This is a genomic window from Archangium sp. (assembly GCF_036388035.1).
Lineage (GTDB): Bacteria > Myxococcota > Myxococcia > Myxococcales > Myxococcaceae > Archangium.
The window spans coordinates 1-12,909 of record NZ_DASVSO010000105.1 but is presented as its reverse complement, the minus strand read 5'-3'; the positions used below and the strand labels follow the sequence as shown (position 1 = coordinate 12,909).

The following is a 12,909-nucleotide window of genomic DNA, read 5'->3' as shown; positions in this document are numbered from 1 at the left end:
GGTGCTGGCGAAGCACGGGCTGGGCACCGCGAGCCACGAGCTCGGGCGGCCCCAGGCCGCGCTCCAGGTGCGCGTGCGCCACGGCGCGACGGTGCTCCTGGAGGAGGACACCGTGGCGCTGCGCGAGCTGTGGTCGCGCGTCAGCTTCGAGATGCAGAAGCTGCGCGACAACCCGCGCTGCGCCGAGGAGGAGTACGCCGCGAAGTGCGACCCGAGCGACCCTGGCCTGTCGGCCCGGCTCACGTTCGATCCGACGGAGGACGTGGCGGCGCCGTACGTCGCGAAGGGCGCGAAGCCCCGGGTGGCCATCCTGAGAGAGCAGGGCGTGAACAGCCAGCTCGAGATGGCGCGGGCGTTCATGCGCGCGGGCTTCAGCGCGGTGGACGTGCACATGAGCGACATCCTCGCCGGGCGCGTGTCGCTGAAGGACTTCACGGGCCTCGCGGCGTGCGGAGGCTTCTCCTACGGCGACGTGCTGGGGGCAGGAGGCGGGTGGGCCCGCTCCATCCTGTTCAACGCGCGGGCGCGGGACGAGTTCGCCGCCTTCTTCGCGCGCTCGGGCACCTTCAGCCTGGGCATCTGCAACGGCTGCCAGATGATGTCGCAGCTGCGCGAGCTCATCCCCGGCGCCGAGCACTTCCCGCACTTCGTGCGCAATGCCTCGGAGCAGTTCGAGGCGCGGCTGGTGCAGGTGGAGGTGGCGGAGAGCCCCTCGCTGTTCTTCCAGGGCATGGCGGGCAGCCGCATCCCCATCGCCTCGTCGCACGGCGAGGGGCGCGCGGAGTTCACCAGTGCCGAGGAAGCGGCGAGGGTGAATGGGCTGGGCGTGGTGCCGGTGCGCTTCGTGGACAACCACGGACGGGCGACGGAGAAGTACCCGGCCAACCCGAGCGGCTCGTCGCACGGCATCGCCGGCCTGACGTCGCGAGACGGGCGGGTCACCATCATGATGCCGCACCCGGAGCGCGTGAGCCGGAGCGTGCAGTACTCCTGGTGCCCGCCGGAGTGGGGCGAGGACAGCCCGTGGATGCGGATGTTCCGCAACGCCCGCGCGACGCTGGGCTGAGGCGAAGCCCTACTCGGACCAGACGAGCGCCAGTTCGAGCTCGATGGCCTCGAACGGCTCGGCGCGGACCCGCTCCTCTCCAGAGAAAGACTGGACGAGGAGCCAGTCGCCGCCCTGGAGTCGGAAGATGTCGAGCGTGCGGGCGAGCGGGTCCACATGCCACAGGTGCCGCACCCCTTCCCGGGCGTAGATGCGCATCTTCGGGCCCTTATCCCGGCGGCGCGTGCTCTCGGAGAGCACCTCGCAGGCCCAGTCCGGAGCGAGGCCGTAATGCGCCGGGGCCCCGTCCCCACCGAGAGCGTCCGGCAGGCGCTCGCGCCTCCAGCCAGCGAGGTCTGGTACGAGCTTGTCTGGACGAGGGCCGAGGTGGAGCTCCGGCTTGTTGATGATGACCCAGCCGCCCGGTCCTCCCCTGCCGAGCCAGAAGGGCGGGATGAGCAGGGCGCCCAGGAGGGTTGCCGCGTTGGCATGAGGGCGGGCGGGGCGAGGGCTGAGGTGCAGCTCGCCGTCGAGGATCTCCGCCACCATCTCCTCGGGAGCCGCCTGGAAGGCTGCCTCGACGGACGGGGAGTTTCGCTCGGTGGACGGGGGCTCGGAGGGGGCCATGAGTGGAGATTTCAGCATGCCCCTCGCCCTGTGCAATCCCGAGGCCGCCGGTGCCGGAGCGCCACCGTCCCGACGGCCTCGGAGCGCGTCAGCGGGTCTCGGGGCCGGCGGTGGTGCCGCCCTTGCGCCCGCGCTTCCCGGTGGCCCAGTCCTCGTACATGTTGAAGCTCTTCATCTGCTGGCCCAGGTCCGTGCTGTGGACCAGCGCCTCCACCTGGGCCCGCGACTGGCGCGGCAGCTTCGCGTCCATCTGCGCGAAGCCGTACGCGAGCGCCCCGGCGATCGCCGTGTTGAGCCGCAGTTGCTGCGGATCGCACTTGTCCAGCTCGTCCGAGCGCGCGTGGTAGTTCGGGCCGTAGAGCGCCGGCTCCTGGTTGGCCACCAGGTTGGGCACGCCATGCATCATGAAGTCGAAGTTGTCCGTGCCCACGATGGGCGCGTCCACCTGCGTGAAGGGGCCCAGGCCCTTCACCGGCTCGAGCGCCTGGTCCACCAGCGGCGGCAGCTCGGGGCGGCCGCCCGTGAAGAAGCCGTTGATGCGCCCGCAGCCGATGTCGAACGAGGTCGCCATCACGTGCTTGTCCAGCTCCGCCTCGTGCGCCTTCACGTAGCCCGCCGAGCCGTACATGCCCTGCTCCTCGCCATTCCACAGCGCGAAGCGGAGGGTGCGCGCCGGCTTGAGCCCCAGCCGCTTCATCTGCCGGGCCACGTCGATCAGCGCCACCACGTTGGCCCCGTTGTCCAGCGCGCCCGTCCCCAGGTCCCACGAGTCCAGGTGCGCGCCCACCACCACCACCTCGTCCGGGCGCGTGCTCCCGCGGATCTCCCCGATGACGTTGTAGCTCTCGTAGGCCGGCCCGATCTGGAGGTCGAGCTCCGCCGTGAGCGTCAGCGTCTTGCCCGCGCGCAGCAGGCGCTGGGCGCGCAGCGCTCCGTCACGCTCCATCACCACCATTGGCCGCGTGTTGCGCAGGCCCACCGACACGTTGTGCCGGTAGAGGAGGTTGTTGGGCCGCGAGCCCACGTACACCACCCCCGCCACCCCAGCCGCGAAGGCGCGCTGCTCGACCTCGGCGGACTCCGCGTACTCGCGGAACAGGCCGTCCACGTCCTTCAACTCCGCCTGATCCACGAGCAGGAAGGCGCCCTTCGCCTTCTCCCCGAGCGCTTGGAAGTCCTTCTCGCTGCCCTTGCCGGCATCGAGCAGCGGGGCCGTCAGCCCCCCCTTGGGCGTGGCGGTGGAGAAGGGCATGGCCGCGATGCGCGGCGCGAAGTCCACCCCGAGGCCGCGCACGCTGGCGGACGCCGAGCGCTCCAGCCACAGGCCCGGCATCTGGAAGGCCTCCTTGCGCGCCTCGACACCCGCCTCCTTGAAGCGGGCGAGGGCCCAGTCCACGGCGCGCAGGTTGGCGGGCGCGCCCGTGGCCCGGCCTCCCACCTCGTCGGTGAGGGACTGGAGGTCGCGCAGCAGCGGCGTGTCGCCGAGGAAGGCGGCGGTGAGCCGGGCCGCCTCGGCGCGCGAGGCCTCCGAAGCCTTCGCCGCGGGCTGGGACGGCTCGGCCGCGAGGGCCGGCGAGCCGAGGACGGACAGGGAGAGGAGGGAGGCGGCCAGTCGACGGGAGGAGGTGCTCAGACAGGGGCTCCAGTGAAGATGGAGCGGCGAGCATCCTCCCAGCCCTCCGAGGGCGGCAAGGCCGTTGCTCGGGCCCGAGGCCCACGAAAGACGAAGGCCCGAGGTGAACCGGAGTCCACCTCGGGCCTTGGGTGAGGCGCCACCCGGATTCGAACCGGGGAATGAAGGTTTTGCAGACCTTTGCCTTACCACTTGGCTATGGCGCCGCGAGAAACGTGTACGGCCTTATATGGGCCTGAAAAAGCCCGGTCAAGACAGCAGAAGGGGGAGCGTGCACATCCCTGTCCGCTAGCATCGGTGGGAGGGCGGTCCCGCCACCGGAGGACGTCACGATGCTACAGGGGTACGGGCTGTATCAGGAGGAGCACGAGGCCTTCCGCCGCACGGTCCGGGCGGTCATCGAGAAGGAGCTGAAGCCCTTCGCCCCTCAGTGGGAGGAGCAGGAGGAGTTCCCCCGGGCGCTCTTCACCCGCTTCGGCGAGCTGGGCTTCCTCGGCCTCAAGTACCCCGAGGAGTACGGGGGCACCAACGCCGGCGAGCTCTACGAGGCGGTGCTGCTCGAGGAGATGGGGCGCTGCGGCTCGGGCGGGGTCGCCGCGGGCCTCGGGGCCCAGCACACCATCGTCACCGGCCCCCTCCACAAGTACGGCACCGAGGACCAGAAGCGGCGCTTCCTCGCCCCGGCCACCCGTGGGGAGAAGATTGGCGCGCTCGGCATCACCGAGCCCAACGGCGGCTCGGACGTGGCCGGCCTGCGCACCACCGCCCGCCTCGACGGGGCGCACTACGTCGTCAACGGCTCGAAGACCTACATCACCAACGGCGTCCGGGCGGACTTCGTCGTCCTGGCGGTGAAGACGAACCCCGAGGCCGGCCACAAGGGCCTGTCCCTCCTGGTGGTGGAGAAGGGCACCCCGGGGTTCTCCGTGGGGCGCAAGCTGAAGAAGCTCGGCTGGCGCGCCTCGGACACCGCCGAACTCTTCCTCGAGGACTGTCGGGTGCCGATGGCCAACCTCCTGGGTGGGACGGAGGGACAGGGCTTCTATCAGATCATGGGCAACTTCCAGTGGGAGCGCCTGTCGCTGGCGCTGGGGGCGCTCGGGGCCATGGAGGAGATGCTGGAGGGGGTGATGGCCCACGTGCGGGAGCGGCGCGCCTTCGGCCACTCGCTCAACGAGTTCCAGGTGGTGCGACACAAGCTGGCGGACCTGGCCACGGAGTTCGAGGCGGCGCGCCAGCTCACCTACCACGCGCTGCGCCTGCACGTGGGGGGCGAGTACGCCATCGCCCAGACGTCCATGGCCAAGAAGGTGGCCACCGAGACGGCCTGCCGGGTCGCCGACGCGTGCCTCCAGCTCCACGGCGGCGCGGGCTACATGATGGAGTACGACATCCAGCGCCACTGGCGCGACGCGCGCCTGGGCCCCATCGGCGGGGGAACGAGCGAGATCATGAACGAGATCATCGCCAAGCAGCTCGGTCTCTAGGCGGGCGACCCCGGCGGGCGGGCTGGCGAGCACCGGGGAAGGGCATACCGGGGCTCCTCGTTCTGCCAGACAGACACCGCAGCAGGAGGTCTCGGGTGGTGGATCCCCGTATGCCCTGTACCGAGCTCTACGTGCGGCTCGGGGACGAGGAAGTGCTCGTCCTCGACTGCCGTGATCCCGATGACTGGGAGCGCTACGGCCTCCACATCCCCGGCGCGCTGTGGATGTGCTTCGAGGAGATCCTGGAAGAGGCGGAGGTGCTCCCCGACGACGAGCTCATCGTGGTGGTCGGCTGCGCTCCGGATGGCTCCGATGCTCACCGGGCCTGCCGCCTGCTCCAGATGCGGGGGCGTCAGGCCGTCTGTCTGGACGGGGGCCTCCATGGGTGGATCACCCACGGGCTGCCCACGGAGAGTCACCTCTCGGAGGCCTCGGCCCCCGGGCTGTGCTGAGGCCGGATTGGCTCCGTGCGTCATGACGAGGTGAAGTCCGGCGCCAAAGGGTGTAAAGGACGCGCCACCCCCCCGACCTCCACGGACGGAGTCAGACACCATGGCCAAGCTTCGTGCTGTCCTCATTGGCGCCACCGGACTCGCCGGCCAGCAGTTCATCGCCGCGCTGAAGGACCACCCCTCCATCGAGCTCACCGGACTGGCGGCCTCGCCGCGCTCGGCGGGCAAGACGTACGTGGAGGCGCTCCGCACCGCCAATGGGATGACCGCCTGGTTCGTCCCCGAGGCCCTCCCCGAGTCCATCGCCCGGATGAAGGTGGTGAACGGCAATGAGATCCAGGCCCGCGACTACGACATCGCCTTCTCGGCGGTGGAGTCGGACGTGGCCAAGGAGCTGGAGCCCCGGCTCGCCCGGGACATCCCCGTGTTCTCCGCCGCCAGCGCCTTCCGCTACGAGGCGGACGTGCCGCTGCTCATCCCCCCGGTGAACGCCGCCCACGCGCCCCTGGTGCGCGAGCAGCAGAAGCGCCGGGGCTGGAAGGGCTACATCGTCCCCATCCCCAACTGCACCACCACCGGCCTGGCCATCACCCTGGCCCCGCTGGCCGAGCGCTTCGGCGTCAAGTCGGTGCTGATGACCTCGATGCAGGCCATGTCCGGCGCGGGCCGTTCGCCGGGCGTCATCGGCCTGGACATCCTGGACAACGTCATCCCCTTCATCCCCAAGGAGGAGGAGAAGGTCCAGGTGGAGACGAAGAAGATCCTCGGCACGCTGGAGGCCGGGGGTGGCTCGCTGCTGCCGCACGACGTCCGGGTGTCCTGCACCTGCACCCGCGTGGCGGTGATGGAGGGGCACACCGAGTCCGTCTTCGTTTCACTCGAGCGCAAGGCCTCGGTGCAGGAGGTGGCGGCGGCGATGCGCGAGTGGCGGGGCGCCGAGGTGTCGCGCGACCTCCCGTCGGCTCCGCCGCGGTGGATCGAGGTGCTGGAGGATCCGTTCCGGCCGCAGCCGCGCCTGGATCGGGACACCCACGCGGGCATGGCCACCACGGTGGGCCGGGTGCGCGAGGACGCGGTGCTGGAGAACGGCTTCAAGTACCTGCTCGTCTCCCACAACACCAAGATGGGAGCCGCCAAGGGCGCCATCCTGGTAGCTGAACTGATGCGTGCCCAGGGACTTCTGGGCTGAGCAGGCGAGGGAGCACTCAAATTAGGGAGTGCCACCCCGGTTACAAAACCACTAGTGTGCGCGCGCGCGCACGGACTCAGTCAGTCCAAGAGGAGAATTTCAATGGCGTACGTGGTCACCGAGCCTTGCATCAAGTGCAAGTACACCGACTGTGTCGAGGTCTGCCCGGTCAATTGCTTCTACGAGGGTGCCAACTTCCTGGTCATCCACCCCGACGAGTGCATCGACTGCGGTGCCTGTGAGCCCGTCTGCCCGACGAAGGCGATCTTCCCCGAGTCGGACCTGCCCTCCGAGTACGCCGAGTACAAGGGACTGAACGCGCAGTTCGCCACCCAGTGGCCGAACATCGCGGAGAAGAAGGCCGCCCTGCCCGAGGCCGACAAGTTCAAGGACCAGAAGGGCAAGCGCGGCATGCTCGAGCCCAAGCCCGGCGGGAAGTAAGCCCCAGGCAGGGGTCGTCCGAAGGCCCTCCGCCCAGAGGCGGCAGGGCCTTTGTCATGTCTGGAGTCGCCTTCAGGAAGTCAGGAAGGCACTGAGCTTCAGTCCCCGCTCGGCCAGGGCGTCGCGGATGCGCGCCAGGTCCTCCTGGGGCAGGGGACCCCGGCGCCCCTGGATGCGCAGGGACACCTCGCGCGCTCCGGTGCGCTCCACCTCCACCGTGGCGTCCAACGCTCCGCCCAGGCGCATCGCCAGCGCCGGGCGCTGGGACTTCACGAACACCTCGATCTTCTCGATGAGCTCCAGGGCCGCCTGGGCACGGACCTCGGGGTTCGGTGTGTCCAGGGCCGCCGCGCTGGCGCCTCCTGGCCCTCCCGTGCGGACTTCTCCCGCGGCGGAGAGCGCCTCCACCGGGGGCGGGGAGGCCGAGGGCTCGAGGCCCCGGGGTGTGGCCGAGTGGGGCGACACGGGCTCGGGGCGCGGCTCGCGGGCGAGCTCCCGGAAGATGAGGTCCGTCACGCGCTGCCGCACCCGCTCCTGGTCCGTCTGGTGGGCCTGGCCTCGCACGTCCCGGAGGCGGTGGGACTCCACGGTCATGCCCTGGCGCACCTGACCGAGGTGCTCGGAGCTGGCGAAGGCGCCCCGCTGCGGCGTCCGCGCCTGCGCGGTGGTGGCCACGGTCCCGGTGGGGGGGCGTGCGGTCCCCACAGGGGGACGGGCGAGCTGTCCTCCTCGGACGGGCGCCTTCACCGTCTCCGGGCCGCTCTTCGCCTCCGGGCCGCTCTTCTTCAGCACTTCCTGGAAACGTCCCTTGTCCGGCGCCTGCCGGGCGGGTGCTGCCTCATCACGACCAGCGACTTTCATGGTGCCCCTCGGGAGCTGGGTAGGACCCGAGGGGGAGCACGGCCCATGCCAACGCCTGCTCGTCGGAGGGTCTCGGAGACGGGCTCTCCGGCGGTGGACGGGAGGCTCAGGGGCGAGACGGGGCCTCGGGGAGGGGCGAGTAGGAGGAAAGGGAGATGGGTTGATACCCTCGACACCGGGTGTGCATCCGCACGGGGGACCCCAAGGTGTTCTCGACTCTGTTTCGTTCCAGGTTCCACGTCCTGCTGCTGACCCTCCTGCTCCTGGCCACGGCCTCGCTGCCGGCGGCGGCGGCCGATGCACCCGCCTCCACTCCCCCCGCGACGGTGCGCTACGAAGCGTTCGGACGGGTGGTGGAGGTCATCGATGCCACCACGATGCGGGTGAACCGCGGGCGCGCGGAGGGGCTGACGCGCGAGGTGCGCGTCCTGCGCATCTTCCCGATGCGCGAGAACGATCAGGGGCAGCGGGTGCTCGGCTACCCCGTCCTCCTGGCCTTCGCGCGGCTGGCGTCGCTGGAGGAGCACTCGGCCGTGCTGAAGCTGTCGATGGTGACCTCGCCGGTGCGGAAAGGCGACGTCCTGGGCTACCGGTTCGTCGTGACCGAGGCGCAGCGGGATGACCCGCTCTTCGAGCTGGCCCTCAAGGACGTGGTGTTTCGCCACCTGGATGACGAGACCCTCTTCTACGAATTGGGGGACATCCTCGGTGTGCCACCCGAGGCCTGGCGCGCGCGCGTCCTCGACGCCATGGTGGCGGAGATCCGCGCGCAGGCGCAGAGGGCGCGCTTCACCGAGCGCGTCGAGGGCGGTCGCTTCCATGGCCAGTCGTTGCAGGAGGCGCTCGCGGCCACGGGCCCCGAGGACGTCCTGGCCTTCTCCGACTACGTGCGCGCCTTTCCGGCCAAGTACGTGTGCACCACCTGGAAGCTGGTGGAGACGTACGCGACGTGGGTCGTCTCCGGTACGCCCTCGGGGCAACGGCTGACCGCCGAGCGCCGGGCCCAACCCTTGATGGACCAGGGAGACACGGCGGCTGAGGAGGGACGCTTCGCCGAGGCGGAGGACGCCTATCGCCGTGCACTGGCGCTGCTGCCGGACGACAAGCCACTGCGCGAGCGGCTCGAGTCGATCATCAACGTGCGCGTGTGGAGCGCCCTGCTGGAGAAGGATCCGGACGACACGGCGACGCGTTGGAAGCGGATGGACGTCTACTTCGACCGGGGCGCGTACGCGGCCACGCTCCGGGACCTCGAGCGGCTGGAGGCGGCGGGTTACAATCCCCAGCGGGTGGCCAGGTACCGAGGCTACGTGGCCTGCAAGCAGCAGCGCTTCGATGAGGCGCTCGGCATCTTCAAGAAGCTGCTGGCGCACGGGCCCAACGAGAGCATCTCGCGGTGGATGATTTCCTGCGAGCAGCAGAAGCGGCTCAAGGCACGACCCGGCTCGGTGTCCGCGCTGCTCGCGCTCGCCGAGCTGAATGAGACCGAGGGGAACTGGGACAGCGCCCAGTCGCGGTACCTGACCGTGCTCGACGTGAGCAAGAAGAAGGCGGAGCTCGACAAGGCGCGGACCGGACAGGAGCGTGTCGCCCTGCTGTCGCAACTGGACACCCTGGAGACGTGGGCCAGGGACGATATTGAAAACCACATGATTCCGGATGTCCGCAAGTGGGTGAGCCAGTTGCTCGAGGTCGCGGATCGGATCGGTCGGCCGGGGCTCGCGGAGGCGCGACTGAAACGGTTGGCGGAGGTGGCCAACGAGGACTACGAGGACGAGTTGGCCTGGGAGCTGTGGCGGGAGCAGATCCGCCGGGCCCCCCGGGACGTGGCCGCGCGTCAGGCCCTCGCCGCGAGCCTGATCTCGAGCACGGACTCGAAAGCCGTCGCCACCGCCGCCGTCGAGCTGGACGCGGCCGAGGCGCTCGCGCCGGAGGAGCACTACACGCACCAGCTGAGGGCTCGCCTCCACCTGAGGGAGGGCCGGCTGGCCGAGGCGCGGGCCTCCACCGAACGGGCCCTGGAGGACAAGGAGTACGCCTGGCCCCGTCTGATGAGGGCGAGGCTCAGTGCCGCCGAGGGGCGCTACGAGGAGGCGCTGCGCTGGGCGAAGGAGGGGCACTCGCTCCTCCCAGAGGATTCCGACATGCGCATCGCCCTCCAGGCCACCGTGCGCGCGGAGGAGGCCGCACGCGCCATCGCGGAGGGCCGGGACGTGGCGCGCAACCGGCTGCGCCTGGTGCGCTCGCTGGTCGACCTGGAGCTCGGGGAGCGGGCCCGCATCGAGGTGGACGCCTTGAAGGGGACCCCGCACCATGAGGACGCGAGCTGGGCCATCGCCTCGTCGAGGTCCCGTCTGGTGCCCCTGTCGTTGAAGGTGGCCGCCGCCAACGCGGTGCGGGCGGAGACTCCGTACCGGGCCCGTGTCCTCACCGCGGTGCGCGCGCGCCTGGCACTCGAGGAGCGGCCGGAGGATGCGGGGGCCCGGATGGCGCTCGCTCGGGCGCTGGTGGTCCTCGGCGAGTTCAACGAGTCGCTCGCGGTGCTCGGCCCCCTGCTGAGCGGGGACGTCAAGGAGTTGGCCGCCCGCGACGTGGCGGAGCTCGCGCGGCGGGGCAATCGGGCCGCGCAACTCGTGGAGGTGAGCCGGCAGGCCCAGTCGCGCGAGGACTCCAAGACAGCCGAGGCCTACCTCGCCCAGGCCTACGAGCTGTTCAACGCGGTGGGAGACATGCGCCACGCCTTCTTCATGGCCGGTCCGAGAGCCCAGTTCCTCTCCGGCCAGGGCCGGCATGCCGAGGCGCTGCGCTTCCTGCGTCCCGTCATCGAGGCGGCGCGTGCGGATGGCGACCCGCGCCTGCTCTACGATCTGGAGCTGGGGGCCGCCCGCATCGAGAGCAGCATCGGCTCGCTCGATTCGATGGGCCAGGTCCTCGCGCGGGGCCAGCTGCTGTGCGAGGCGCTCGACGATGAGGTCTGTCTGGTGGAGGTCCACAGGGACCTCGGTCAGCTGGCTTCCGGGGGGGGCCGGCTCGCCGCCGCGCGGCAGCATCAGGAGCGCGCCTTCCAGCTCGCCCAGCGCACCGGCCATCAGGGCCTGCTGCGCGAGACGCTCGGCACGCTGTCGGATCTGGCACGGCTGATGTTCGAGCCGAAGCAGTCCCGTGAGCTGGCGGAGGACATGCTGCTGCGCAGCCGCAAGGCGCTGGATACCCGCAACGAGCGCTACGCCCTCATGATCCTGGGGGCGTTGGCCATGGCGCAGGGGGACGCGGGGGAGGCGCGCGCACGTTTCGAGGAAGCCTACCGGCTGGGCCAGCGCACGGGAGACACGTGGACGCGCGCGGAGGCCCGGCTGTGGGACGGGGCCGCCGCGCTGCTCGCGGCGCGAGATCCGCGGGCGGCCCTGAGCTCCTACGAGCAGGCCGTCGTGCTCTATGGAAACCTGGAGGACTCCCTCAATCAGGCGCAGGCCCTCATGGGCGTGGGCGAGGCGCGCGCGGCGCTGGGTGACCTGCCTCGAGCGCGTGAGGCCCTGGTCTCCGTCATCGAGCTGGCGCGCGAGCGCAAGCGCTGGGTGATGATGGGGCATGCCCAGTCGGAGCTGGCCCTGCTGGAGGTGCAGCGTGGCCAGTCCGAGGCGGCGCTGGCGGCCGCGGGCGAGGCGGTGCGGATCGCCGACGCCACCGACATCCCCGAGGAGCGCTGGCTGGCCTACTATGCCCAGGCGCGGGCGCTGGCGGCGGGAGGCAAGCAGGCCGAGGCCTCCGCTCACTATGAACGGGCCGTGACCGAGCTCGGCCGGGTCATCGGCGGTGCGAGCGGCGAGGCGGACCGCGAGCGCCTGCTCTCCTATGGGCGCAGGCGCCAGGTGTTCCAGGATGCCATCGAGCTGTACCTGCGCCTGGGGAAGACCGAGCGCGCGCTCGAGCTGCTCCAGCTCTCGCACGACACGCGCCTGCGCCAGATGTTCGACTCCACCGGCCTGAAGCACCAGGACGGCCCCCTCCAGGAGAAGCTCCAGCAACTCGAGGAGGCCGAGTCCAGGACACGCGCGGCCCACCGGCAGCTCTCCGAGGAGTACTCCAAACCGCCCGAGCTGCGCAGCGACGCGCGCATCCAGGCCCTCTCCAAGGTGGTGGCCAGCACCCGGGAGGAGATGCAGCAGCAGCTGCTGGACCTCAAGGCCGACCACCGCCAGCTCTACAACCTGCTGGCCATCAATCCCCAGTCCATCTCGGAGGTGCGCGGCGCGCTGCCCGAGGGCACGCTGGTGGTGGTGTACTTCATCGCCTCGGACGCGCTCTACGCCTTCCTGCTCACCCGGGACCAGGAGCGCACCCAGGTGGTGAAGGTGTCCGTGCCCCCCAGTCAGGTCGATGAGGCGGTGCTCGCCTACCACACCGCGCTCGCCGAGGAGTCCGACGAGGTGGAGGCCCTGGCCGAGCGGCTTCACGGCTGGCTCATCGCCCCCATCGAGGCGGAGATGGCGCGGGCGAAGACGACGCTGGTGGTGCCCTTCGGCTCGCTCTACTACCTGCCCTTCCACGCGCTCTCCGTGCCCGATGCCTCCGGCCGCCCGGTCTATGTGCTGGAGCGGCACCGGCTCGGCTACCTCTCCTCCACGACCTTCTTCAAATTGATGAGCCCCCAGCGCCAGGTGCGGGAGCGGACCCTGCTGGGCTTCGCCAACCCGGATGGCTCCCTGGTGAGGGCCCGCGAGGAGCTGGAGCGCATCACCTCCGAGTCCTTCCCCAACGCGCGCGTCCTGTATGGGCAGGAGGCCACCCGCGAGCGCTTCCTCGAGCTGGCCGGCGGCTACGACATCCTCCACTTCGCCACCCACGGCGTGCTGAGCCGGGATCCGCGCCTCAGCCACCTGAAGATGGCCCGCGAGCCGCTCACCGTGAGGGACATCAACGGGGTCAAGGGGCTGGCGGGCAAGACGGGCCTGGTGGTGCTGTCCGCCTGTGAGACGGCCATCGAGCACGGCAACGACGCCGGCGATGAGTTCATCTCCCTCGCCTCCGCTTTCGGGACGGCGGGCTCCCCGGCGATCGTGGCCTCGCTGTGGCAGGTGAACGACAAGGTCACCAGCGAGCTGATGGCCGCCTTCTATGCCCAGCTGCGCAAGGCGCCCCAGGTGGACACCCTGGATGCGCTCCGTCAGGCGCAG

The 12,909-nt window shown here is 70.6% G+C and carries 9 protein-coding genes and 1 tRNA gene; 6 read left to right on the top strand and 4 right to left on the bottom strand.

Going from position 1 to position 12,909, the window contains the following annotated elements:
* The coding region (locus VF697_RS04670) for a phosphoribosylformylglycinamidine synthase subunit PurQ (protein WP_331092266.1) at positions 1-1,066 on the top strand (1,066 nt) is incomplete at its 5' end.
* A 9-nt stretch (positions 1,067-1,075) separates the two neighbouring features.
* Here VF697_RS04670 and VF697_RS04665 read toward each other — a convergent pair.
* The 3 genes from VF697_RS04665 to VF697_RS04655 all read right to left on the bottom strand — a co-directional run bounded on the left by VF697_RS04665 (position 1,076) and on the right by VF697_RS04655 (position 3,511).
* A complete protein-coding gene (locus VF697_RS04665; protein ID WP_414641237.1) occupies positions 1,076-1,672 on the bottom strand; it encodes a Uma2 family endonuclease in 597 nt (198 codons plus the stop codon).
* Between the two features lie 88 nt (positions 1,673-1,760).
* The gene (locus tag VF697_RS04660) at positions 1,761-3,110 is read right to left on the bottom strand and encodes a M20/M25/M40 family metallo-hydrolase (RefSeq protein ID WP_331092265.1); all 1,350 of its coding nucleotides are present in this window, start codon (positions 3,108-3,110) and stop codon (positions 1,761-1,763) included.
* Positions 3,111-3,439: 329 nt separating this feature from the next.
* A tRNA-Cys gene (locus VF697_RS04655) sits at positions 3,440-3,511 on the bottom strand.
* A 126-nt stretch (positions 3,512-3,637) separates the two neighbouring features.
* Here VF697_RS04655 and VF697_RS04650 point away from each other — a divergent pair.
* The 4 genes from VF697_RS04650 to fdxA all read left to right on the top strand — a co-directional run bounded on the left by VF697_RS04650 (position 3,638) and on the right by fdxA (position 6,874).
* On the top strand, positions 3,638-4,792 hold the full coding sequence (locus VF697_RS04650; protein WP_331092264.1) for an acyl-CoA dehydrogenase family protein: 1,155 nt from the start codon (positions 3,638-3,640) through the stop codon (positions 4,790-4,792).
* A gap of 110 nt (positions 4,793-4,902) precedes the next feature.
* The gene (locus VF697_RS04645) at positions 4,903-5,244 is read left to right on the top strand and encodes a rhodanese-like domain-containing protein (RefSeq protein WP_331092263.1); all 342 of its coding nucleotides are present in this window, start codon (positions 4,903-4,905) and stop codon (positions 5,242-5,244) included.
* 100 nt (positions 5,245-5,344) lie between these two features.
* Complete coding sequence (gene asd / locus VF697_RS04640; RefSeq protein ID WP_331092262.1) at positions 5,345-6,433, top strand: aspartate-semialdehyde dehydrogenase; 1,089 nt, start codon at positions 5,345-5,347, stop codon at positions 6,431-6,433.
* Positions 6,434-6,535: 102 nt separating this feature from the next.
* Positions 6,536-6,874 carry a ferredoxin FdxA gene (fdxA, locus tag VF697_RS04635; protein ID WP_331092261.1) on the top strand — a complete coding sequence of 113 codons (339 nt, stop codon included), beginning with the start codon at positions 6,536-6,538 and terminating at the stop codon, positions 6,872-6,874.
* A gap of 72 nt (positions 6,875-6,946) precedes the next feature.
* On the opposite strand, the gene VF697_RS04630 is transcribed toward fdxA, so the two are convergent.
* Complete coding sequence (locus VF697_RS04630; protein ID WP_331092260.1) at positions 6,947-7,735, bottom strand: hypothetical protein; 789 nt, start codon at positions 7,733-7,735, stop codon at positions 6,947-6,949.
* Between the two features lie 206 nt (positions 7,736-7,941).
* Between VF697_RS04630 and VF697_RS04625 the strand changes: the two genes are divergently transcribed.
* The coding region (locus tag VF697_RS04625; protein WP_331092259.1) for a CHAT domain-containing protein at positions 7,942-12,909 on the top strand (4,968 nt) is incomplete at its 3' end.